Here is a 22967-nt window from a genome sequence, read left to right on the forward strand (position 1 = left end):
ACCGAGCATGGAAGCGGTGACTAATCATGCTGTGTTCCATGGCCGCCTCAAAAAGCAAAAGCGGTCTGATTGGCTTCATCAAGACGCAAGACGCCGAGAAGCTGCCAGGTTTGCGGTCGCTTTGCCATGTTGCCGAGAGCGAAGACCATCCCGCGACGTGGGTACTCATCGTTGAAGATGCCGTCCATCCAACGCAATGCTTCAGCCTCGCTGGTTCTCTGACGTTCACGCCAGAACATCGCATGGGCTTCCCAATCACCATTCTGGTACTCGTGGGAACCGGCGGCATCATCGAAGCGGAACTTGAACTCGAATGGTGACGGGTCAAGTGCTGCGAGTTCCTCGTCGAAGAATGAGGTCTGACGTGCAGCTCGTCTGTACGCCTCGCGGTCTGCTTCGATGTCGGTGGGCTTCTTGGCGCGGTAGATGAACCGCGTGTTTCGAGGCCGTATCAAAGCGAGGGAATGTCCCTGCTCATGTGCGTCTTGAGCGGAGCTAACGAGGAGCGGTTCGAGCAGGGTGGACCGCTCGCGTCCCAGGAGTTGGCCGTCCCTCTTGATTGTCTCTTCGTAGACATGACAGCTCTCGTGCCTGCGGTCTGCCTTCGGTCGTTCGTACTGGAACCGAACCCAATCCCAACGACTAAAGCTCGCTTCCTTCAAGTGCCGGAACCGTACCGGGAACAGCCGGAGCCACTTTCCTTCCGTGGTCACCCCGGCGCAGCAGACGGTCTCGCCGTAGGTCTTACTCGGCTGCGGGAGCGCCTTGACGAGGATCGTAACCCGTGCGGATTGGAGCATTGCGGTAACGATCCGGTACATCGCCGTAGAGATCGAAAACTGCCCCAGGTTGCTCCGTGATGGCAAGGGCAACTATCGACCGGTGACACACGGTCGGATCACGCTCGAAGCACATCAAGCATGCTGTCTGCTCCTGCGTGAGCGTGCCGAGTTGCGCGAGCGCGTCTTGAGCCTCCCGGCTAATCAGGTGCTGGCCGTAGATCGTGCGGAAATCGTCGTATCGGCCAGCGCGCGCAGCCTCCCTTCCAGGCTTGGGGTCTCCGAGCCCCCGGAGGTGTACGTAACCAATCCCCTCAGCCTCTAAGCGAGCCCTGAGCCCATTCTTCGAGAAGCCCTTCTTTCTGGAGACCGAGACCGCTCGCACATCAACGAGCACCTCCACCCCTACGTCTAAGAGAGTTGCGACGAAGCGGTCGATGTCCGTTCCTTCGTAGCCGATGGTGAAGATGGTCCGCACTGCCTGCACTCGCGCTCGGTTCGCTTGGTTTTGGGAGGAGGCCAAAAGGCTTTCGCTCGCAGCTACGTACTCAACGCGAACTTGGCTAAAAAGAGGTGGGTGAGCCGCACAGCCGCTGCCGGAGACAACAGGTTGGATACACCCAGCCGAACTGCCACAGTTGGGCGGGTGCGACGGGATGAGGAACGCATGACCGCAAACGACGACCCCGAGCCCTCCTCGGATTGCACCGTCCCACCCGCGTTACCGGCCGCTGCGATGGACAAGCTGCTCTTCAGGCAGTCCCCGCAAGAGGCGCAGGAGATCACGGACTACGTCGAATGGCAGTGCCGTGGTGAGGAGATCGTCCAACACGCTGAGAAGATCGCCAGCGAGCGCGTCATGGGAAACAAGCATGACGTCTGGGATGTGCACACCGACAAGCAGAGGTGGTGGGTGATCACCAGCCCGACGAACCTCTACTCCCAGTCCCTGATGCCAAGCCTCGACTACACGCTCTCCTTCCACGTGGGCCTGATGGCGCGCGTGGCATCATCTCGAAAGCCACCAGTGCCCGAAGCGGAAGAGCACCTACTTCTGATCACCAGCCGGAAGATGGTGCAGGTGGGAGAAGCCCTCGATGCTGCCGACGAAGCGGAGGAGTTCCAGGCAGTCGGCATGAGATGCCGCGAGTGCCTACTCGCGTTCATCCGGGAGGTGGCCGACCTCGTAGAACTTCCCGCAGGAGAGACAGTGCCAAAAGCGGCTGACTTCCCTGCCTGGGACGACATGATCGCCAATGCTCTCGCCCCCGGCGCTTCTGCCGAGTTCGTTCGGGGCTACCTGAAGACGACCGGCGAGCGAGCCTGGAGGCTTGTGAGTTGGCTGACGCACGCCGCGAACGCGACACGAAGCGACGCTGAACTTGCGTTCCAGGCCACCTCGCACGTCATTGAGAACTATGGAGCGGCAGCCTTGCGGAAGGAGGCAGGCTCTCCGGTGCGATGCGAACGCTGTCGGTCCTACAAGATCAGGGTGGACTGGCGACCGGACCTTGGACCTTCTGGTCTGTACGTCTCTCGCTGCGAGGCTTGTGGAGCTGAGAGGTTGCCTGACGAGGAGCATGGAGAAGAGCGTGAGACAGAGTGAGGGCGCGGACGACCTAATCGGAGTACGAACAGCTTCTGCCCAACGCGATTTGTTCGAGGTCTTTCGTTGACAAGTGCTTCCAGTCGAGGCCGCCCTCCAGCAGGAGCGGGCGGCCGGCATTGCCGGCGCCCTGGTAGTTGGCTTCGAGTTCCGTCTTCAGGCGGGTGAACTGCGCGTCGCTCAAAGCGCTGCCGGCGGCCGAGGCGAAGACGAGGGCGCCGGACGGGCGGGCGGCGTTGTCGAGGAGCGCCTTGTTCCAGGCGCTGGCGGCGTTGTGGATGTCGAGGGCGGTGGCCGCCGCCTCCATGGGGGCGAGGCCGTAATGGTCGCACGCCGGGTGGAACAGGGTGAGGTGGAGGATGGGCGCCACCCCCTCGGCCCCGAGGTCGTAGCGCAGGGTGCGCCCGCCGACGGTGTAGGCGTAGGCGATCGGCCAGCCGTCCGGCCCCGGCACCACCCGCATGCGGTCGGGGCGCAGGGCATGGAGTTCGCGCACCGTGCCGTCCAGGCTCTCGGCCGCGAGGTAGGCGTTGCCCGAGACCATGAGGTGCCCGTAGAGGGATTCGAGCAGCCGCGCCCCGCCCTCGCGCGGGTTCGGCCGGGCGAGGAGCCGCAGGAGCGGATGATCGCTGCCCGCGTCCGCCAGCACCAGGGGCAGGGCGGCGGCGGCCTCGGCCACGAGGCGCACGGCCCGGTGGACCACGGCGTTGCGCTGGAAGCCCTCGCGGGCGAGGGCGCTCCCCTCGCGCGGCGTCCACACCGCCCGGCCCTCGCCGTAGAACTGCACCGAGAGCGGCGCCGCCTTGGCTTCGGGCACGGGGAAGGCGGCCCGCGCGAGGCGGGTGAAGAGGTTGGGCATGGGATCGATCCTTGTCCGCGAAGCCGTTGCGCTGTTTGGCGGAGCGCCGACGCGCCTCCCCCTCTTCCCGCTTGGCTGGGGAGAGGGCCGCAGGCACCCCGTCGTGCCTGCGGCGAGCGAAGGCGAAGCCGCAGCGACGGTGAGGGGGCCGCCTCGCTGTGCCGACGACGGGGTCGGCAAAGCCCTCTCCCCGCACGCGGGGCGAGGGAATGCGCGTCAAGCGATTCGATCGACTTTTCTAAAGCCGCCGGATGCGCGGTTCGCTCGACCCGCGCAGCAGGAGGTGGGTCAGCGCCCACACGAGGGCGTCGAGGCGGTCGGGCGAGGCGCCGGACGACAGGCCGTCGGGGCCGAAATCGCAGATTTCGTGTTTTTCGGAATAAATTGTGTAAAATCAGTATCTTAGTATTACAGCAATATGTCGAACATTGGTCGAACATTAGGGGAACGTTCTAGCATCTTGTAAAAGCGATTTGGTGGTGAAAAAGGGGAAATCATAACCGGTCGCGTGACTCGTTCGGCGGGCAGCCGGCGGGGGGCGGTGCCACTTTGGCTGTTCGCGCGGTAGGCTCTATCTTGCCGGCATGGCCGACGCTCCTCAGACAACCGTAGAGTTGTTCACGGCGAAGGCTATCACTGAAACGGTCGTCGCCGCAGCGGCGAACGCTACTGTGCTTCAAAGCTCGCTATTTTATAGCCCAGGTTGTGATCGGCTGGACGCTAATCTGTTCGCCATGGTGCCATCGAAGTTGTACCCAGCGAAAAGTTTTGTCTCCCGAAAATCGCAATTCCAGTTTCTGAGGGATCTTTCCAGCCGGCTTATGTTTGAGATTTATGAGTATCTTATCGGAAGGTTCCCCAACAACTTCGCAGGGAAAACTGGACTGTCCTATGCGGATAACGGACTGGACGATGTCCGTATTTTTCTTGCGTTTTATTTCGCCGTTTCTAGGAGGGCTAAAGCGTTTTAATACGGAAGGGAGCCACGATAACATCCTGAGCATCCGAATTCAGGTTGAGCAATCTGGCACAAGCTATGGATCATCCCTTTACAATGTGTAATTGCAATGACCGGATCCCGTGCGACTCAGTGACGTCGGACGGTTTGCTAGAGCGAGCGCCGTGTGGCCGGATCGGTAAAGTTTTCCTGCTTGATACGCATCGCCCCGATCGAAGCTAGATGCGACCCAGGCAAATTGCCGCCGGCCGAACTCAACCGCCCATCGGACCGTGTTCTCGCAAGTTCAATAAGATGTGACCGGCGCTGAATCGCAAATTGGGATACACAATCATCTTGGACACAGTGCCGAGTAGCTCTGGCGCTCGGTTTCGACACTCGTACAGGGTTCCTGCGTGCCGCAAGGAGCGTAGTCTCTCAGTGGCCGATTGATGACTGGACTCAAGCCCTTCCTACCAAACGAGGCGAGAGACGCCCTACCTGAAGGGGCTGAAGGCGACTTCCTCCTCCCGGTTTGCATGCCGTACTTCGAGCTTCTCGTTGGGGAGGATCTGGCAGTGGTCGTTTTAAACACGGCTGAGGGGCAGCGCATTGGTGTACCGATGGGGCTGCAGTCGCTGTACGACCTGAAAGAGACCGTCAGTGAAGCGCTCCGGATGCTGCAAGCGCCCGTGAATGGGGAGACGGACTGAGGGTACGCCTGCTATGCGGCAGCCGCCCTCCGCCTAGGCCGTTTGGCCATCACGCACCGGACCCCATGGCCCCCGCACCCAAGATCGTCCCCGCTGACCCGCAGGCTTGGCGTCAAGGCTTCCTGAACCTCCGGTCGAGCGTCGTGCCGTGCCCCGGCCTGACGATGCAGAGTTGGGCGGGTGTGCATGAGAAGTGCGTCGATTTCCTCGACCGTTGGGCCAACGAGGCTGCCGGGCTGGGTTGGACGACGCTGGACCTGTTCGGCGTGCACCCCGAGGCCGGCCTGATCCGTCCGGACTATTGCGGCGGCATCGTCATGTCGGGCGACAAGGTGTCAGCGATCACCGCTAGCCGGATCGCGTTCATGAACACCGCCCACTACCGCGACACGCCCGGCCGGCCAACGGGCGCCGTGCCGATCTGGCTGTTCGGGCGCTAGGCCCTATCTGGCGCCCATGGCCAACGCACTTCAAACCACCAGCGAACTGTTTAAGGCGAAGGCCTTAAGCGACGCGGACATCGCGGCCGCGGTGGAAGCTTTCATGGCCGATCACAACACGTCGGCATTCCTGTTTGGCGAGGGATACCGGATCGACCTGGCCGAGGCCGTGCGGGCACACGAGTGGGCCTCCGTCACGACGGCGAATAAGGGTGCGACGGACCACCTGAAGCGCGCAGCCGTGCGCACGGCGATCCTGCTCGCCCGGCCGGAGAAGGTGTGATGCCTCCGTCCAACTCCGACGCGCATCAGTTCGCAGCGCAAGCCCATGCAGGACAGGTCGACAAAGCCGGAAAGCCTTACATCCGGCACGTGAACCGCGTTGCGGGGGCCGCCAGCGGCCGTGCCACCCATGCCTTCGAGAAGGACGGCCTGAGCATCAACCCGGATCACGTCCTGCAGGCCGCTTACCTGCATGACGTTCTGGAGGACACGCCAACGACCGCTGACGATCTCCTGAAAGCGGGTTACGCCCCCCAGGTCGTCAAGATGGTGCAGCTTCTCTCCAAATCGGATGAGGAATTGTCCTACGCCGAGCGCATCGGGACCCTGATCCGATCCGGCAACATCGGCGCGATCCTCATCAAGCTGTCGGACAACGAGGACAATGCGCGGGCAGACCGGCAATTGCAGACCGGCGCCGGCCTTACGGCCCGCTATGCTGCATCGATGCCCAGGCTTCGCGACGCTGCAACTGCCTTGGGGTACACGGGGCCGTAGTGATGGCAGCGGCCCTTATGCGCGCGCCGTCGGCAGCTCGGTCACCTGCGTGGTATAGCGCGGGCTTCGCATCTCGAACTTCGTCGACCACGTGCGTTTTGGGGCAAAGCCGGCGCGCGCTGGGACAACTGCCCCTCGCCCGAAGCGACCGTTGCAGGCGTCCATGGCCGCCATGAGCGGGCCACTGCGCTCGCGGTCGAGCCGGCCAATCAAAGCACGCGGTGAGGCCGCCAGGGGCATCAGGTCGGTCGTGATGACTCCGGCCTTGCTGTAGCGCCACGGACGGTCACCGGGCGCCTCGCGCCAGGTTCTGGCGACGCCGAGCTGCGCGGCCTGGATCAGCACCAGGGAATCGTTCGTCGCCTCCGGCAGCGTCACCGTGGTGGAGACTGAGCGCATCGGGTCGCCCCGGTCGTGCGTCGAGGTGTGGTAGAAGACAGTGAGCTGATCGGTGCCCAGGCCCTCGCGTCGGAGCTTCTCGCCCAGGCGCGTCGCGTGTGCCGCCACAGCCTGCTCGACCGTGCCCCGATCCTCCACCCGGCGGGAGAACGAGCGGGTGACCGCGCAGCCCTTGCGCTGGGCAGGCACGAGCTCGAGCGGTAGGCAGGACAGGCCGCGCAGCTCGTGGATGATGCGCTCGCCCACCACCGTCATCGCCTTGCGCACCGGGCGCGGGTCGAGGTCGCGCAGGTCCGCCACCGTGTCGACGCCCATGGCCTCGATCTTGGCCGCCGAGGCACGGCCGATGCCCCAGACCTCAGCCGCCGCGATCCGGCAGAGCCAGTGATCGTAGGCCACCGGGTCGGTCAGGTCGCACACGCCGTCCATCTCTGGGTTCGTCTTGGCGATGTGGTTGGCGAGCTTCGCCAGGGTCTTCGTCGCGCCGATGCCGACGCAGGTCGGGATGCCGGTCCAGGCTCGCACCGTGGCGCGCAGATCCCGGGCGAGTTCGGCGCGCAGGTCCGGGTGCACGTCCGACAGGTCGAGGAAGGACTCGTCGATCGAGTAGATCTCCACCCGCGGGGAGAAGTCGCGATAGACCGCGTTCGTGCGCGAGCTCATGTCGCCGTAGAGGGTGTAGTTCGAGGAAAAAACCCGTACCCCGTCGCGCCGGCACTGCTCGCGGATCTTGAAGAACGGGTCGCCCATTTTGATCCCGAGGGCCTTGGCCTCGGCGGTGCGGGCGATGGCGCAGCCATCGTTGTTCGACAGCACGATCACTGGCACCCGGGCGAGCTTCGGATCGAACACGCGCTCACACGAGCAGTAGAAGCTGTTGCCATCGATCAGAGCGATGGCGCGGCTCATCGGACAAGGCCGGCACGAGCAATGTGCCAGCGGATCGAGAAGCGGACGACGCCCCAGATCTCGCCCTCCGCCGCCTCCTGCACGGCGAAGGCCGGCAGGTCAGGGTTCTCGAAAGCCAGCCGCGCGACGTTGCCCTCGATGCGCAAGCGCTTGATCGACATCTCGCCATCGATGGCGGCCACCACCACGCTGCCATTGCCCGGCTTCAGGCTGCGATCCACCACCGCGAGGTCGCGATCGAAGATGCCGGCGCCCCGCATGGAATCGCCCGAGATGTTCCAGGCGAAGGTCGCGGGCGGGTTAGGGGCAAGCCACCGCGGGAGCTCCAGGGCACCCTCGAGGAAGTCGTCGGCCGGCGATGGGAAGCCGGCGCAAAGCGCTTGTCCCATGATCGGGATACGAACGAGATTGTCGCCCTCCCGAACCAGTTCCGCGACCCGAAAAAGGCCCACCACATGCTCCATCCGTGTTAGAACGAAAAGAGAACAAGCGCTCGGTTGGTTCCACGGTCAAGCTTGTCGATGCGACTTGTTGATAGCGTGTATGGCGTTTTTCCGCGCCTTCGTCCGTCGAGCAGCCGGATTTCGATGAAACCGAAGTGCCCCAAGCATCTGGGCTTGCTTTAAATCGATGTCGTGTGATTCACGGCAGGACCATAGGATGATCCCTGATAAGTCTTGGGAAAAACTCCAAGGGGCTACGAGCCGACTCGATCCAAAACACTGAGGCAAAATTAGTAGCACGTGGTCATTATTTATCAAAAACGGCCTCACTATTTCTAATAGTGAGGCCGATAAATTTTACCTCAAAAAATGCAAACCATGAAATCTAGATCAGCCTAAGTTTCCGGCCCCGAACGTATTGTCGGAAAAAGGCGATCTGCCTTCGTATATCCCATATTGTAGATAGTGCTGCATGGGATCGACACCCGCCACGCGAACATCGGCGTAAGCATTAAGATAGGCACTGCTATCGAAACCTTTCGAAGGATCCCGTCCTTCCTTGAAGCCGTACAGATCATAGTGTGTCAGAGGGTTCCCCCCAACGTCGGCATAAGTCGAGAGATAACCGCGGGTGTCGAAAACCGCATTGGGATTACGGCCTTCACGAAAGCCAGACTGTTCGAAGTGCTGCTGTGCAAAAGCATAGCTGTCCCCGCCGTTTGTTATCGCTGCACGGGCAACATCCTGATAGGTTAGAAGATAATATTCAGCATCAAAGCCATTCTTGATGTTCGTGGCTTGCCCGATTGCCGCACTCTTCGCTCGGCCCTCGGCCTGTCCATACTCAAGATAATGGGCAAGCGGATTGAGGCCGGCGGCCGCAACGTCCGGATTTCGAGAGAGGTAGAATTCATTATCGAACGACGCGCTCGGGTCGCGCCCCTGGCGGAACCCAGCTTGGTCGTACTGACTTAACGGGTTCTGCCCGCTGATTCGGACATCAGAATTGGCAGCCAAATAACCCGTCGTTGAGAAAAAGGCGTTGGGATCGCGACCTTCCGCAGCGCCATACTGGAAATAGTGAGTATCAGCGTCAATGCCGGTAGCTGCAACATCTGGATTGCGGATGAGATAATACAAATCATCGACGAGTGGACTGCCATCAGCGACGTTTATTGTACGGTCGGCAAAAACGAACTCCTCGATACCCCGAACCGTCGCGGTTCCGTCCGGCCGCGTAATCACCGCGCTGCCATCGCTTGCCACACTGTAGCTAACGGTGCGCAGGGCGACCGAGAAAATCGCCCGATCAAAACCACCACCTCCGTCGAGTGTATCCGCCCCACCACCGCTCACTAGGACATCATTGCCTCGACCACCGATCATCGTATCAAAACCGCTTCCCCCATTCATATAATAAGAGAACCCCGGCTGGCTGGCAGTAAAGGTATCGTTGCCGCCGTTGCCTAGCATCACAACATTGAACTGATCGCCTCGCTGAGCGCCTGAGAGCAGATCACGAACGTCAAAAGTCGTACCAGTCGGAGCGGTGAAAATCGTACCCTCATCATCGAAACGACTAATCGGACCGACGAGGCCATCTGAGCCATTCTCCGACTGCAACCGAACCCCAAGGCCACCGTCTTGCGTTGACGCCGCGTTGGAATCATTGGCTCGGCCATTGCCCACCTCGGCGGACGTGAAGGTCAATCTGATTTGGTTCGCGGGCGCATTGACGATTTGCACGACGTCCGACCCGTCACCCAGATCAACGGTATCAGAGCCGCCACCCCGCAAATCAAAGATATAGGTATCCTCGCCAATCCCACCGAATACGACATCATTCCCGGATCCGCCGGTGATTGTATCGTTTCCGTTTCCAGACGAGATATAGTAGTTAGCGCCCAATCCAGCGACTGTGATCGCGTCATTACCCTGCGAACCGAGAACGACCCCGGAGAATTGATCGCCTATTCTACCGGACTCGACAAATTCTCCGTTCGAAGAACGAAAGTTCGTCCTCACATCGAATGTTGCTCCGGGTGCATCAAAGGCGAAACTGATCCCCTCATCATCGAACCGGCTCGCTTGTCCGACAACGATATCATTCGCATTTTCCGCTTGCACAAAGACTGGTAAGCCAGGAACATATGTGCCGAGAAACATTGAAATTTTGTCGTTAATATTCGACGGGACGAAAGCAATGCCGTCCCCGACTCTTCCCGCGTCGAAACTAATTCTGACTTGCGTTGAATCTCCAGGCGATATCGTTACGCTGTCTGATCCCTCACCGAGGTTGACGGTGTCACTGCCACTGAACGGAATATTGAGTGTATATAAATCATTGCCGCCCAGGCCATTAATTTTATCGTCTTCGATTGTTCCAACGAGAAGATCGTTGCCGTTTGTCCCAGTTATGACTGCCATTCTATCATTCTTTCGCTTAGAATTTTTTCTAGAAAACTGGAAACCATTCTGGCTGGCAGCATCGCAATAATTGGAAGCGAGCTGTCAATCCACGACGCAATCTGCACGAGAGACGTTCGCCTGTACAGCGAAACTAACACTCCCGGGCGGTGGCCAGAAGGACGTTTCAACAGCGCACTTGAGACGGAGCCTGACCGTCTTCTGCAGGTTGCCAGGGTATGGGGCTTTGAGACGCAGCGCGTGACTGGCCCATGTCCGAATCCGTGTGGGGGCACCTCCAGCCGACCGGATGCCAGGGACCGCAGCGCTGAAGGTCGTAGCCGACGACGAAAGGGGCGAGCTTGAAGCCGCAACGATCCTGGGCCAGTTCGGTGAAGTGCCGGAGGATTTTGCGGAGAGCCTACAGGGCGGCTGATGTCCGGCGCTGGGCGGGCGAGCTTAGCTCACGTCCCGAACAGGCCGTCGGATGCCTCTACGACGATTGAGTGTCGTGCGAGGTCGAACCGCTTCCGTCTGCAGCTACCTGATCGGCTGAGCCAAACAGGAGCCTGTGCGTGATGGGATCGTAGTAGAACAGAAGCTCGATGGCGAAAGCTCTGAGATCAACGTCGAGCGCCTCAGCCCATTCGCGGTAGCGCTCGGGCGAGATGCGGCGTGCGCCTGTTTCCACCTGAGAGATGTAGGTATTGAGAACACCACCGACTTTGGCAGCGAGTTCAGTCTGCGTTAAATCTCGCGCTACACGAAGATCGCAAAGCCATTGCCCGCACAGACGAAGGCGTTCTTTAGCGTCGTCAGGATTTTTAGATCGTGTGAGCGTGAACATCAGTGCTCGTCGAAGATGAACTGATACACCAAGGGATTGTAGAATTTTAGCAGGTTCCGCGCAATATATTCTGGTTCTACGCCTAACGCTCTCGCCCAAGCTTCCATATCTTCTGGCATGACGATTTGACGGCCATGCTCAATTAACGAAACATATTTGGTACGCAGGTGCGGAACAATGAGCCGCTGCAATTCGCTCTGACTGTAGCTGCGAGCTTCACGAAGTGTCTTAAGCCACTTGCCAGCCTCGCGGCGCATTTCGGTAATTTCTTCTTGACTAAACGTTTGCTCTTTTTGGAGGCCCGGCTTTTTCATAAATAACGGTACTCGACATAAAAACGCGAAGCCAGATTACTGGCTTCGCGCGTTCGTCAGAATGCACTAAGCGACGTTCGCGGTGGGTTGCGCGGCTGCGTTGTCCCATTCGAACAGGATATTGAAGGTTACGGGATCGTAGTAGCGCATCAAGTTGCGGACCAATTCGCGCGGCTCGATCCCCAGGGCTTCGGCCCAGATCCGGTAGCTATCCGGTGGGATGCGGCCACGGCCGGTCTCGATCTGCGAAACGAAGGTGTAGAAGTCGAGGTGGAGCAGCGTCGCCAACTGGCGCTGCGAAAGCCCGCGCGCCTCACGAAGTTCACGCAGGTAGCGACCGCCCTCGCGGCGCAGCACCTGGACCTCTTCCGTCGCTAGCTTCGTCTGATGGGCATACATCACTCGGTCACCGGTTCACGGGGCGCTCCGCCCCGCAGGAGTCATGTGAGTTCCATACCACGTGTGAAGACAGAAAACTATGGCACGCGTGCGACAAACGTTAGCAAGTGATTCTACGTGGTAACAAGGCCTCGATCGAACTAACCCAAGGGTAAGTCACACCCGTGAGCTACTCTCAGTTGAGAACGATCTTCGTCTGGCCCGGCTCCATCCAGGCTGCGCCTACGGCAATGTTCCACCCGGCGCCCTCGGCCCGTTGGCTGAGCACCTCAACCAGCTGATGCACCTGCAGGCGGTTCAGGCTCAGATGGATCAGCGGCGTTTCGCCGAAGCGCATTTGCAGCTCGAAGGTCGTCGGCGTGAGGTTGATGTCCATGGCCGTGACCAGCTGCGGCGCTGGTAGGGAAGAGATCTCGTCTGAAGGCTCGGCTTCCCTATCCGTCGGAGGCTCTCCCTGACCGAACAGGGCCGTCTGATGCTCCATCATGATGATGTCGTCGCGCATCTCCGCAGGGGCCTGGACGGCAATGGAGCTCGATTGCTCCAGCAGGTGCGCCAAGCCGTTGACGAGCCGCTCCGTAAGCCGGCGCGTCAGTGCGACGTGGACGGCCTTACCCTGCGCATCGGCGGCCAGGAGCGTCAGCCGGTCCTCGCCTTCGCCGTAGGCGAACCGGAGGCTGACGGCGGCGATGGGGAGGGTGGGGGCCATGGGCGCCTTGGGTTTTCTTTTCAAAACATGCATGCGGAGGCGGGCGACTGGTCAGGTCTTGCCAACCTTGCTCCAGTCCCAGTCAATGGTGCTGTCGTCGGGCAGCGTCATCATCGGCTTGACCTCGGCCCTGGCACGCTCCGCAGCCTCGAACTCGGCGCGGGCCTGGGCGAGCTTGCCGAGATCGGCGAGGTTGCCCATGGAGAGAAGCTGGGCGTAGGCGACGCCGAGCACGCCGGCGCGGCGGAGCCGGCCGAACGCTTCATCATCCAGGGCATTTAGCGCCGCCTCATCGATCTGAAAGAGACCAGAGACTGTATGAGTGCCGTCCGTTCCCTGCAGAGTGATCGGCCAAGGCACGACAACGCCAACCTCGGCCAGTACGCGGCACGCCGCTTCAAGGGCGAGCAAGCTTTCCGCCGTTGCGGAGAGGAAGGACCAGACCTTACGGACCGGCTCGCTCAGATCGCCGGACGTGTCGAAGATCGGCTCGCCGGACCCGTCATCAAAGAGCAGCCCGCTGTCCTCATCCAGGCTGAGCGTAGCGTTCACGCCCTCCCAGCCGAGATGGAACGGATGGGCTCGCAGGGTGGCGGGAATGTAGCTCCCAATCCATCGCCCGTCCGGGCCGACATACAGATTTTGGCCTGGAGCGAGACCAAGCAGGGCGCAAAGCGACCATTGCCCGCCTTGCTCTACGAAGGTCATCGGTAGCGACAGTGCTGCACGCAATAGCTCAGCCGCCGCCAAGGCGACGAGATTACGGCCGGACGAAAAATTGTAGCTGTCATTTCGGTTCCAACGCAGACCTGCATGACGTGCCCGCGAGATTGGCTGAATGCTGCTCATCTATTCAAATTTCTCCGCAGTCGACCGATCGCTTATCGCATTTCAGCGACGCCTAGCTGGCGCCAGACAGACAACTTTTCAGCCAGAAACTTACCGACTTCGGCGCTGACGATAGCTTGCCGCTCCGCCGGATCTGTGACGGTTCGACCTTCTTTCACGGAATTAAAACCGAGTCGTTGCATCGTCTGGAGGACATGACTGATTATCGTCTCGGCACTCTGATCTGTGCCGGACAACATCACCGAGAAAATGAGTAAGTCGGTGTTGGTCGCCGGCACGCCGGATCCAACAACAGGTGCAGCTAGAAAGTTGTAAGCTCGGCCGTGAAGCATTTTCTCGGCAAGAACGCGATTAAGTCGTTGGGCGGGACGTGGGTCAGGCGCGGAACCGTAGGGAGCGGGTAGGACTTGGCCGCTATGGACCAGCAGGCCAACAGCCTGAAGTGCGGCACTCGTACCCCCTTGATGGAAAACTGAAAGTGCAGAGATTTCAGCAAAACTGGCTGATCCCTGGGCCAGTAGATCTGCGACAGCGCCATAGATCTCCGGATTGCCATCGAGATCACCGATGGGACTCGAAATCTTGAATGTCACTTGCGCTCGTGGCACAGCCAGCGCGAAGCGCATAGATTTCAAAATTTCAATCTTTTCCGTTGGGGTCGTGCTAGCAGCGCCGCGTACAAAGATATCTCTTCGGAATTGCTTGTTCGATACGATATCGCGAAGCGTTTCTTTGAATATCGGATCGGTCTCGGCGCTGATGCGAGCACGCGTCCTCTCCGGCACGGACAGGTTGTCGATATTCTCGATGAACGTCGCCGATCCTACAAAGCCCAGCTTGGCTGCGTCGAACATTGCGGCCACGTCGGCGAAGTGGAATATGAACCAATTCGCGTTCAGGTATTCGTGCGCCAGATAGTTCTTGTCGAAGGCGCTGAGTTTCTCAAACCGTTGCTCGAGGGTCGAATTGACCCGGAAGTAGCCAGCCCCCTCCTCAATCAGCGATTTAACAAGGTTCAGCCCAGATCCAGTCTGCTGGTCGGAGCGCCCACCTACACGCTTCGCATTCTCGCGCATTAGCCGCTGCAGCGGAAGCATCGGTGCCCACCCGGGCATACAGTTGTAGCTGACATATAGGAGGCCGCCGGGCTTAAGCCGCTTGCGGGCAATCTCCACGATAGCCTCATGCGCTTCAGCCGAGACCCAAGTCAAGATGCCGTGCAGGACGATCAAATCTACATCGTGCTGACCCTCCTTCGCTTCTCGGGCGACGTCTTGAAAGCTAGCCTCTCGTACCGAAACATTCGTGAGTTCGGCGGCGTCGATCAGCCCCTGGGCATGCGCGACGTGCAGCGGATTGAAGTCAACGCCTTCGAACTGCGTCGCTGGGTTTGCCGCAGCGTTGATTACGAAGCCGAGGCCCATGCCGAAGCCGAGTTCGAGTATGTGTTGAGGCCCGAGGCTGAGGCCTGGATGCCGATCGACACAAGTGACGGTGAAGGCGAGATGCGCCGGTACCGTCTCTCGGTAGAAGCCAAGGGCATACGGAATGTCGGCAACGTACCCTTCAGTCCAGCCCGTCATGGACTTCGCTCCCGCAGCTCAATGATTTGCGACGAAAAAGGAAATGGCGGGCAGTCCGAAGACAACCCGCCATCTCAATTATAAAAGTTCCTCACATGAGAAACTTATCGTCCGTTGCCTTACGCACCAGCGAAGAGAACAACGTCCGAAGCGTTCAGGATGCCGGTAAGACCGGTAACCTTCACGAGGTGGTCGGTGGTCTGGAAGGTCTGGTTAGCAGTGTCACCGGAGTGCAGGATGTAGGTATCCGTGCCGTAGGTAAACTGAACAACCGAACCAGCCGCATTAGCCGCGCCAGCGTTCGCAAGCAGGCCGTTCACGGCGTCAGTCAGTGAAGCAGCCTGCGTAGCTGCCGTCTGCTGAGCAGCAGCCAAGGTAACGACCGTGACGCCCGCACCAGCCACACCGGTACCGCCGGCCTGCTGGAAGCTCAGGATATCAACGCCACCCGTAGCAGCAGCCGTGCCGAGGTTGAGATCGGTGATGCTCGGGACAACCGTAGTGCTGGAGCTGTTGTTGACGTGAACGAAGGTGTCGTTGCCGGCACCACCGGTGAGCACGTCAGCAGCGGGACCAGCAGCCGCAGTGTAGGGAGCTGCAGCAACTGCCTGCCTACCATCCTGCGTGGTAGATACCGTGACGCCATCAGCAACAGAAATGCCACTTCCAGCAACAGTAGCAGGAGCGACGTCAGAGAAGCTGCCCGCCTTTTGGGTCAGGGTAAGCGTCGTGTTAGTCGTGGCATCTACAGCTGCTGTGTAAGCGTTCGAGAACGTCGCGTTGCCATTCAGAGTCGTAACGAGAGCTGCCGTCAGAGCAGCACCAGTTACCGTGCCGCCGGAAGCGTTGGTGTAAGTCGTAGCAATGCCATCAATCGTGACGGTCACAGCCTGGGTGTTGTCAACCGAACCCGTAGCAATGGCAATCGATTGGATTTCCGGCCGAGCAATTACCTGAAGAACAGCATTACCCGTGTTTCCGACGATGGTGTCATTGCCAGCGCCGCCGACGATGATATCCGCACCGGTACCGCCGATGAGCACATCGTTGCCGCTACCACCGGTGATCGCCGTAGCAATCGTCTGCAGGTGAGCGTCGATAGAGAACTTACCGGTCAGGCCCGAAGCATTGTAGGCTTCAGCAGAAGCCACGCCCGTGGTGAGCGTAAAGCCCGAGTCACCGGTGATGTTCACCGTCCGAAGACCAGTGCTGTTGGCCAGCGAACCAACCGAGTTCGCATTGTTACCACCCGTGGCAGCGCCCGTGGAGGCGATGTTCAGGGTCTCGACACCAGCAGCAGAGAAGCTGGCAACCGACGTGTTGGTGAAGTCCGTCACGTTGTCGAGCGTCAGTGAGAGCGTGTCAGCCGTACCCGGCGTGGCAGCGTTCTTAACACCAACAGTCAGGCTGGTCGCGACGTTGCTGTCGACCGTCACGGTCGAACCGACAGCAAGGTTGCTGACGTTGAGAAGGTCAGCGGAAGCAACAAGCTTTGTAATGCCGGCGATCTGGTCGAGGTTGAAGGTCGTGCCGCCAGCGAGCTTGAGGGTCTCAAGGTTGGTGTACTGAGCGCCGAGCGTCGTGGTCAGCTGGTTGCTGGCGTTGAGGACGAGGGTGTCGTTGCCAGCGCCGCCGTTGACGAAGCCGGTCGTACCGAGAACGTCGGTGCCGAGGTTGATCGTGTCGTTACCTGCGCCACCAGTAAACTTGAAGGTGGTGGCATTGTTACCAGCAGTGATGTTGACGCTGCCAGCGGAAGCGCTTGCATCGACGGTGGTGACCGAGTCAGCGAGAGCGGTAGCAATGGCCAGGTTGCCCGAGCCGGCGACTGTGATCGTCTTCAGCGAATTGCTGTTCAGGCTGAGCAGGTTGCTGGCAGCGCCCGAGGTCGTGACAGCGAACGTCTCGATGCCGTCCTCGGTGAGCGAGGCGGTCGAAGGCGAAGCAGCAGTCGCGGAAGCCTGAACGTTGCTGAGCGTAACGGCCTGCGTGTCGTTGGTGCCACCGACGTTGTTTGCCGTGACCGTGATCTGCTCGCCGGTGTTGGACAGGCCGATCGAGGCAGCGTTGTTGAAGTTGGTGAGAGCGAAGGAGTTGTTGCCGCCGCCAACGAAGTTCACTGCGGTCAGACCGGTGGTCTGGTTGCTGATCGCCAGCGAGTCAGCAGCCGTGCTGTTGATCTCGTAGATCTCAACGCTCGTGGTGGCGATCGAAGGGATCGCGTTGCCGAGGTTGCTGACGATGCGAAGCGTATCGGTGCCCGCGCCACCATTGACCGTGTCGCCGAGGCTCAGGGTCGGGTTGGTTGCCGAGGAGGTACCAATGAACGTGTCATTGCCAGCGCCGCCATTCAGCGTGTCGATGCCGGTGGTGAACGTAACGGTCTGACCGTTCGTGCCGGGGGTGTTCGGCTGGCCGTTGGCGGCCGTGTAGATCGAGCCGGTGTAGACAGCCTGGCCCTGAGCAGCGTTGAGCTGGAAGCCGTTCACGGCAGCGTCGGAGACCGAGATGGCTTCCTGCGACTGCGAGACGAGATAAAGAGCGCTGCCACGGGTGATGCCGGCGGAGTTCACGTAGCCATCGACTTCACCGGAAGAGGCGGCACGGCCGAGGATGGTGCTGTAGAGGGCCTGGACGTAGGCGGCGTCGACGGCGGTGCCGGTGCCGAAGCGGTTGGTGAATTCCTGCGACTGCGCGAACATGTTCGACAGGTTCTGGTAGGTCGCCGCCGACGGGCCGAGGGCCCGGACGAAGTTCTCGGCGTTCTGCAGACCGGCCTGATCCGGCACGCGGCCGAAGGCGGCCTGGTAGAAGCGGATGACCGGATCGGCGACCTGGTCGGCCTCACGGGAGTTCGAGATGGTCGAGAAGATCTGGGCGTCCGTGAGGGCGCCGGACTGGGACACGGAGAAGTAGGAGTTCTCGTCGCTGGCCGAAGCAGCGCGACCCAGAGAATTCTGGAACGCTACCTGAATCTGTGCTCGTGAAAGAGCCATGGGGCATCTCCTGGAAAATATATAGAGTCGGCCTTCAGCCGATCCTCCCGCGTTCGAAGCGGTGCTTCGTCCGTTGGTGGAGCATGCATAATGCGGCTTCTATACCCCCGCAAGCGCAATCTTCCGGTGCACCTCCGATCACTCGAAGGCGAAACTCGATCGGGTTGTCGAGTTGCTTAAATGTGACTCTGCGGTTGCGTCCGTCAGGTAGCTGATACCTGCCGCGGCGAGTGCCAGACTGCTCTCAACGGTACGGCAATTCTGATAGCTTTTGTTAAGGCAAACCGCCGGTCTCACTCGTTCGCTAAACGTCAAGCTGCTTTTGCTCAGATGTCATCAACGAAGAGCCGGCGCAGGCGGCTGAAACGCAGAAAGCGCCCCGCCACCCACGGAGGGCAGCGGGGCGCTTGTGTCGGCAGGGAGAGGCCTTCACCGGACGATCTGGAACTCTACCGGGGCCTGCACGAGGACGATCGACCAGCCCAGCGCCCGCTGAAGCGGGTTGCAGTCCCACGCCAGCGTCGAGATCCACTTCGCCTTGCCGGGCATCGCGTCGAGCGGGATGACGGGCCCGGTGGCCTCACGCTCGGGCGGCTCGCCCGGAGGCGTGAGGGGGCCATAGGCGTCGAAGTGCTCCGGCTCGTAGTCGATGCGGCGGCCTGACCCGTCCACGACGTACCAGCGCCGGCTCATCTCGCATTGGCGGGTGCGATTCCGGGTCGAGCTGACCAGGAGACGCTCGCCGGGGTGGACCTGGTGGTTGACCACGACGCGCGGACCGATCTCAACCGGGACCGTGCGATCGATCGCCATCGAGAACACCCAGGCCAGGACGAACAGCACCGCTCCCCAGTACATCGCGTTCAGCACACGCATGAGGTGGCCGATGCGCTGCGATGGCGCGAAGGTGAGGCGGATCGCCTGGGAGAAGATGTCCTCGACCGGCTCGAGGCCAGGGGGAGGGGGGTTATGAAGGATAGTCACGGATGGGGCACTCCCCCCTTGGCGATGAGGAGGCCGACGAGCGCGACGAGGATCGCGGCACCGACGGTCTTCACCACCCAGCCGATCTGCTCGCTGTGCTTGTCGACGTCTCGGCGCAGGGTCTTCGTGTCGGCCTCGATAACGTTGACGTCGGACTTCAGCGCGAAGGTCCGGTTCAACTCGGTGCGGAGGTCGGCGAACTGCCGGTTGTTCTCCGCCCGCATGTCCGTGACCTCGCGGCCGATGACGGTCTGCCCCTGGGTGAGGAGCGCAATCGCCGTCTCGGTGGACGGTCCACTTCCGCGGTCGTCGGTGGATGATGGCATGATGAAAGCCCCCGGCGGGCTGAGCTGGCGCGCCGGGGAACGGGCGCGCGTGATGGGCCGCCCCCCTGCGGGAGGCGGCAGGGGTCAGCGGGCGAGGTCGCGCCGCACGTCTTCGATCCAGGCCACGGCGCGGGCGCCACACGCCGTCTTCGCCCGATCGAGCACCTTCGCCGCCCCGATGATCCGGACGATGTCGGCCCGGGTCAGGGCCCGGTCCGGGATCTCGGGGAAGGTCTGGCGCAGGCACGGCCCGACGTCGGCCGGGGCGTCCGGCAAGGTGACGCGGATGCCGGGCGCGCGCGAGTCGATGAGGGCAGGGCCATCAGAGGTTACGCAGGCGGCGAGCCAGCCCGACAGGAACACACACGCGATTGCGCTGCGGATCGGTGCGAATCGCATTGTTGAGGTCCTTCAGCTTCTGGGCATCGGCGCGGGCGGCGGAGACATCGCGCACAGCCTGCAGGACGATGCGGTCGGAGATGTCCCGGGCGATGGCCGTGCGGGTCTTCTCGGCCGCCAGGGCCCGGGCGGCATCGCGAGCGAAGGCATCGTGGGCACCCTTGGCTGTGCCGGCCTGGTAGACGGCCGCGCAGGCGAGCAGGACGACACCCAGGGCGACGAGGGGGCGCTTGAGGAAGCCGGGGAGCCAGGAGAACCCGAGAAGGGCCAGCACGAGGGCCGCGACGCCGCCGAGGCCGGCCACCACCGCCAGCGGGGAGAACGCCGTCCAGGCGTTGACGAGGAAGGCGAGCATGGAGAAGCCGGTCACTTCAGGCCCTCCAGGCACATCGCGGTTTCGCGGGCCCGGCGCGCGGTCAGGCCCGGGATCACGCGGCCCCCGGCCTTATTCCAGTAGCCCATGGCCCGGCAGGCCTCGGCGAACTGGCCGGCGTTGTAGAGGCGAACCGTGGTGGAGCCGCAGAACCCGCCGCTGCCGACGTTGTAGGCCATGGACGTGAAGGCCACGAGCGTGCGGTCGCTCATCGGCTTCTTTACGCAGTGCTCGACCTTGCCGGCGAACTCGTCGAGGCGCTTCAGCAGCAGCTCGTCGCACTGCGCCTTGGTGAAGGTCATGCCCATTTTGATCCCGAGGGTTTCCCCGAAACACGCCGTCGGCACGTTCACCAGATCTCGGTAGGCCTTCAGCCGCAGCCCTTCGTCTTTGCCCACGTTGGTGACAGCGAGAATCCCGGCCGCCGTGGCCGCGAGCGCGCCGCCCCACATCGATCGCTTGACCAGCCGGCTCATGCGCCGTCTCCCGGCGTCACGCCCTGCTGGGCGAACAGGCGCGCGACGGCGGCCGCGATGGTCACTACGGCGGACAGGGCCGCGAAGGTGCCGGCGGCGATGGGCGGGTTCGAGGTGAACACCGACAGCGCCACCTCGATGCCGGAGAGGACGGCAGCGATGAGCGCGAGGCGGATGCTCCAGGCTCGGCGCAGCAGGGTGCGCCAGTTCTCGTGAAGCCGGAAGCGGGCGGCGGCGATGGCGGCGAGGCGTGCGCCGGCGGCCGCGCGCAGACGCGCGAAGGCGCCCGCGTCGGGGGACGTGGTCATGGTGGAGCTCCGGAGTGGGAGGTCAGCCGAGGACGGTGACGCGCACGGTGGCGAGACCGCGCTGCGTGATGCCGAGCGCCCGCGCGGCGCCGAGCGACAGGTCGATGAGGCGGCGTAGGCGCGGGCGCGGACCGCGATCGTTGATCGGCACCACCACGCTGCGGCCGGTGGCGAGGGCGGTGACGCGGACGCGGGTGCCGAGTGGCAGCGTCCAGTGCGCCGCCCCGAGCTGGGATGGGATGAAAGGCCGGCCATCAGCGCGGCGAGCGCCGCTCTCGTGGCCGTAGAACGAGGCGCGGCCGATCTGGTCGGCGCAAGCGGGCGTCGTCGCGAGCATGGCACAAGCGAAGAAAGCCCGCAGCGCGAGGCGCCGCAGGATCATATTCGATGTCCCTTCTCAAATTTAGAGGCTATGAATGCCGCGAAGAGAGTCAGCTGTTGGAAATATCCAACTGATAAGCTTGACCGCTGGAGGGAGACGCATGCGCCTCGTGCTCACGATTAGTTTATTGGCTTGCGCCGTAAGCGCTGCGGTCGCAGAACCGGCGCTACCGATTAAACCCGTTCATGGATCGACCAAGGAGTTTCGCGATCGCCAAGAGCAGATGGAAGATAAATCCAAAGCTGCTCTAACCGATCAAGAGACGCGAAACGCTCGGTTCGATGATAGGGTCCGACGGGCAACAGGATCGGTTTGCAACGGATGCTTCGCCGAACCAACCGGAAGAACCCGGGCACACAAGCAGAAGGCAGCCAGCCATTCTCGCGACGATGCTGAATAGGCTCGAACGATAGCCCAATTTTGATACGCGCTGCCGCTTGTGCTCAGTCAGAGCAAGGCTAGGACTTCACGCCCCACCGTTCCCACCAAAGCCCGACCCCTGCCTGCCAGACCACCCAGCACAGGGTATGGTAGGCGCGGCGTCGGTCATGGCGAACCCCGTGGTAAGGCAGGGGCGACAGGAGCGTGGCAATGAACGAGTGGTCCCACCTGACGGACGAAGAGCTTCAAGCACTCATTGGACGGATTATGGCCGAGGCCATCCGACCGATCTTCGAGGGCACCACACGGACCGAAGTTACAAAAAAAATGGCCGACACACTGGAGCGGATGACGGGGCTAGAAGGCAACGTCGAGGTCATCGCAGGACCGATCGACAAATCGACCGGCTTGGCCACGTTCACCTACGTCGCGAAGACTCCGATGGGCGAAGCCTACATTCGGGGAATCGCCAGGGACGAGGAATTGCAGGCATTGGAGGCCTCCATTCACTAGTCGCTGTCGACCGCCACCAGATGCAGCGTTCCGGCCGACGTCTTGAGAGGGCACGGCGTTGCTCTGCCGGCGCGGGATCGTAAGGGGGGCAGGGGTGCGAAAGTTTCGCAGGGCTCGGGCACGTTTGGCGTGTTATCCGGCTGCATGCCCCGTTGGTTCTTCCTGCTCGTCGTCATCTCCCTTGGCCTGTCCGTAGCCGGCGGCGTGCTGATCTTCATACGGTCGCCGACGCCGGTGGCGCAGCGGGTGGACTGACGGCGGTTCGAAAAGGGCCATGATATTGTCCGACTAGCGCGGGGTATAAAGTCGGCGGTGGGCTTTATAGGCTTGGGCGGTTTCGCTTTAAACCGCCCCTCACCGCAGCCTGATTTTGATGCGCTACGCCGCTTGTGTTCGGCGGCGAGGAGCTACGCCGCCGACTGGATCACGCCGAGCTTGATCGCGGCGGCGCGCTCGGCCGTCAGGGTGCCGATGGACTGGCAGAAGTCGATGCCTTCGATCACGGCCAGGTCGGCGACGTCTACCTCGGCGAGGCGGGGATCGTCGAGGGAGCCGAACAAGATGTCGAGGGCATCGCGGGCGAACGCTTTGGCCTCGTCTTCTTGGGCGTAGGCCCGCGCCCGCTTGATCGCGACCTACTCGCCGACGCTGAACTGCGCCTTGAAGCGGATCGGGGTCATGAGGGTGCGGAGCGTCACCCGCGTCAGCGTTGCCGGCCTCTGGTAGCCGATATTACCTGCCCTCGGGCGACTACTGACGGCGAGCCGCATCCCATAGCGCGTCAACCTCGATATCACCCATGCCGATCTCAAGGGCTAGAGCGGCAATGTAGGGGTGATTTCGCTGCCAAGTCGTCG

At 61.6% G+C, this 22967-nt stretch carries 27 protein-coding genes and 1 pseudogene; 6 read left to right on the top strand and 22 right to left on the bottom strand.

All coding sequences use genetic code 11. The annotated features are described in order from the left end of the window. Positions 1-47 precede the first annotated feature (47 nt). Together ASF28_RS08760 and ASF28_RS21590 are read right to left on the bottom strand one after the other, a co-directional pair. The gene (locus tag ASF28_RS08760; RefSeq protein WP_244474932.1) at positions 48-800 is read right to left on the bottom strand and encodes a hypothetical protein; all 753 of its coding nucleotides are present in this window, start codon (positions 798-800) and stop codon (positions 48-50) included. After that, positions 745-1257 carry a DUF488 domain-containing protein gene (locus ASF28_RS21590; protein WP_082476277.1) on the bottom strand — a complete coding sequence of 171 codons (513 nt, stop codon included), beginning with the start codon at positions 1255-1257 and terminating at the stop codon, positions 745-747. The genes ASF28_RS08760 and ASF28_RS21590 overlap by 56 nt, the downstream gene beginning before the upstream one ends. Positions 1258-1446: 189 nt before the next feature. Between ASF28_RS21590 and ASF28_RS08765 the strand changes: the two genes are divergently transcribed. Beyond that, positions 1447-2385, top strand: a complete 939-nt coding sequence (locus ASF28_RS08765) for a hypothetical protein (RefSeq protein WP_056090284.1) — start codon at positions 1447-1449, stop codon at positions 2383-2385. 52 nt (positions 2386-2437) lie between these two features. Here the strand turns inward: ASF28_RS08765 and ASF28_RS08770 are convergent. Further along, positions 2438-3244 (bottom strand): annotated as a pseudogene (locus ASF28_RS08770) (phage portal protein); the annotation flags it as partial. Between the two features lie 1389 nt (positions 3245-4633). Here ASF28_RS08770 and ASF28_RS08775 point away from each other — a divergent pair. The 4 genes from ASF28_RS08775 to ASF28_RS08790 all read left to right on the top strand — a co-directional run bounded on the left by ASF28_RS08775 (position 4634) and on the right by ASF28_RS08790 (position 6114). After that, a complete protein-coding gene (locus tag ASF28_RS08775; RefSeq protein WP_056090286.1) occupies positions 4634-4894 on the top strand; it encodes a hypothetical protein in 261 nt (86 codons plus the stop codon). A gap of 65 nt (positions 4895-4959) precedes the next feature. Continuing rightward, positions 4960-5334, top strand: coding sequence for a hypothetical protein (locus ASF28_RS08780; RefSeq protein WP_082476065.1), 375 nt, complete (start codon positions 4960-4962; stop codon positions 5332-5334). Between the two features lie 16 nt (positions 5335-5350). Further along, positions 5351-5617 carry a hypothetical protein gene (locus tag ASF28_RS08785; protein ID WP_056090290.1) on the top strand — a complete coding sequence of 89 codons (267 nt, stop codon included), beginning with the start codon at positions 5351-5353 and terminating at the stop codon, positions 5615-5617. After that, the gene (locus ASF28_RS08790; protein WP_056090293.1) at positions 5617-6114 is read left to right on the top strand and encodes an HD domain-containing protein; all 498 of its coding nucleotides are present in this window, start codon (positions 5617-5619) and stop codon (positions 6112-6114) included. Before ASF28_RS08785 ends, ASF28_RS08790 begins: the two co-directional genes overlap by 1 nt. Before the next feature lie 15 nt (positions 6115-6129). On the opposite strand, the gene ASF28_RS08795 is transcribed toward ASF28_RS08790, so the two are convergent. The 17 genes from ASF28_RS08795 to ASF28_RS08865 all read right to left on the bottom strand — a co-directional run bounded on the left by ASF28_RS08795 (position 6130) and on the right by ASF28_RS08865 (position 21216). Continuing rightward, positions 6130-7422, bottom strand: a complete 1293-nt coding sequence (locus tag ASF28_RS08795) for a Y-family DNA polymerase (protein WP_056090296.1) — start codon at positions 7420-7422, stop codon at positions 6130-6132. Next, positions 7419-7886 carry a LexA family protein gene (locus ASF28_RS08800; RefSeq protein ID WP_443189719.1) on the bottom strand — a complete coding sequence of 156 codons (468 nt, stop codon included), beginning with the start codon at positions 7884-7886 and terminating at the stop codon, positions 7419-7421. Before ASF28_RS08800 ends, ASF28_RS08795 begins: the two co-directional genes overlap by 4 nt. Before the next feature lie 369 nt (positions 7887-8255). Then, positions 8256-10292, bottom strand: a complete 2037-nt coding sequence (locus tag ASF28_RS22370; protein WP_157085417.1) for a calcium-binding protein — start codon at positions 10290-10292, stop codon at positions 8256-8258. Positions 10293-10764: 472 nt separating this feature from the next. Continuing rightward, positions 10765-11118 (bottom strand): helix-turn-helix domain-containing protein, encoded by a 354-nt coding sequence (locus ASF28_RS21600; protein WP_082476066.1) that lies wholly within the window; start codon positions 11116-11118, stop codon positions 10765-10767. Beyond that, the gene (locus ASF28_RS21605; protein WP_082476067.1) at positions 11118-11432 is read right to left on the bottom strand and encodes a helix-turn-helix domain-containing protein; all 315 of its coding nucleotides are present in this window, start codon (positions 11430-11432) and stop codon (positions 11118-11120) included. Before ASF28_RS21605 ends, ASF28_RS21600 begins: the two co-directional genes overlap by 1 nt. 66 nt (positions 11433-11498) lie before the next feature. After that, entirely contained in the window at positions 11499-11831 is a 333-nt protein-coding gene (locus tag ASF28_RS08805; protein WP_056090299.1) for a helix-turn-helix domain-containing protein, read from the bottom strand. Between the two features lie 175 nt (positions 11832-12006). After that, positions 12007-12540, bottom strand: coding sequence for a hypothetical protein (locus ASF28_RS08810; RefSeq protein WP_056090302.1), 534 nt, complete (start codon positions 12538-12540; stop codon positions 12007-12009). A gap of 51 nt (positions 12541-12591) precedes the next feature. Continuing rightward, positions 12592-13389, bottom strand: a complete 798-nt coding sequence (locus tag ASF28_RS21610) for a SapC family protein (protein ID WP_082476068.1) — start codon at positions 13387-13389, stop codon at positions 12592-12594. A gap of 32 nt (positions 13390-13421) precedes the next feature. Then, a complete protein-coding gene (locus ASF28_RS21615; protein WP_082476069.1) occupies positions 13422-14972 on the bottom strand; it encodes a class I SAM-dependent methyltransferase in 1551 nt (516 codons plus the stop codon). A gap of 119 nt (positions 14973-15091) precedes the next feature. Next, on the bottom strand, positions 15092-17968 hold the full coding sequence (locus ASF28_RS08830; RefSeq protein WP_056090314.1) for a beta strand repeat-containing protein: 2877 nt from the start codon (positions 17966-17968) through the stop codon (positions 15092-15094). A gap of 429 nt (positions 17969-18397) precedes the next feature. After that, positions 18398-18952 (bottom strand): hypothetical protein, encoded by a 555-nt coding sequence (locus tag ASF28_RS08835; protein WP_056090317.1) that lies wholly within the window; start codon positions 18950-18952, stop codon positions 18398-18400. Beyond that, on the bottom strand, positions 18949-19278 hold the full coding sequence (locus tag ASF28_RS08840; RefSeq protein WP_056090320.1) for a hypothetical protein: 330 nt from the start codon (positions 19276-19278) through the stop codon (positions 18949-18951). The genes ASF28_RS08835 and ASF28_RS08840 overlap by 4 nt, the downstream gene beginning before the upstream one ends. An 84-nt stretch (positions 19279-19362) precedes the next feature. After that, entirely contained in the window at positions 19363-19554 is a 192-nt protein-coding gene (locus tag ASF28_RS08845) for a hypothetical protein (RefSeq protein ID WP_162239990.1), read from the bottom strand. Positions 19555-19600: 46 nt separating this feature from the next. Then, positions 19601-20047 carry a hypothetical protein gene (locus ASF28_RS08850; protein WP_056090326.1) on the bottom strand — a complete coding sequence of 149 codons (447 nt, stop codon included), beginning with the start codon at positions 20045-20047 and terminating at the stop codon, positions 19601-19603. Then, entirely contained in the window at positions 20044-20526 is a 483-nt protein-coding gene (locus ASF28_RS08855) for a lysozyme (protein ID WP_244474933.1), read from the bottom strand. The genes ASF28_RS08850 and ASF28_RS08855 overlap by 4 nt, the downstream gene beginning before the upstream one ends. Continuing rightward, entirely contained in the window at positions 20523-20834 is a 312-nt protein-coding gene (locus ASF28_RS08860; RefSeq protein ID WP_056090327.1) for a DUF7940 domain-containing protein, read from the bottom strand. The genes ASF28_RS08855 and ASF28_RS08860 overlap by 4 nt, the downstream gene beginning before the upstream one ends. 22 nt (positions 20835-20856) lie before the next feature. Continuing rightward, complete coding sequence (locus tag ASF28_RS08865; RefSeq protein ID WP_056090331.1) at positions 20857-21216, bottom strand: septal ring lytic transglycosylase RlpA family protein; 360 nt, start codon at positions 21214-21216, stop codon at positions 20857-20859. Between the two features lie 591 nt (positions 21217-21807). Here ASF28_RS08865 and ASF28_RS08870 point away from each other — a divergent pair. Beyond that, complete coding sequence (locus ASF28_RS08870) at positions 21808-22110, top strand: hypothetical protein (protein WP_056090334.1); 303 nt, start codon at positions 21808-21810, stop codon at positions 22108-22110. A 407-nt stretch (positions 22111-22517) separates the two neighbouring features. Here ASF28_RS08870 and ASF28_RS22380 read toward each other — a convergent pair whose 3' ends face one another. Continuing rightward, positions 22518-22670, bottom strand: a complete 153-nt coding sequence (locus ASF28_RS22380) for a hypothetical protein (RefSeq protein WP_157085421.1) — start codon at positions 22668-22670, stop codon at positions 22518-22520. A 75-nt stretch (positions 22671-22745) separates the two neighbouring features. Further along, positions 22746-22880 carry a hypothetical protein gene (locus ASF28_RS23570; protein ID WP_274533115.1) on the bottom strand — a complete coding sequence of 45 codons (135 nt, stop codon included), beginning with the start codon at positions 22878-22880 and terminating at the stop codon, positions 22746-22748. Positions 22881-22967 lie beyond the last annotated feature (87 nt).

This window comes from Methylobacterium sp. Leaf99 (genome assembly GCF_001422375.1).
GTDB lineage: Bacteria > Pseudomonadota > Alphaproteobacteria > Rhizobiales > Beijerinckiaceae > Methylobacterium.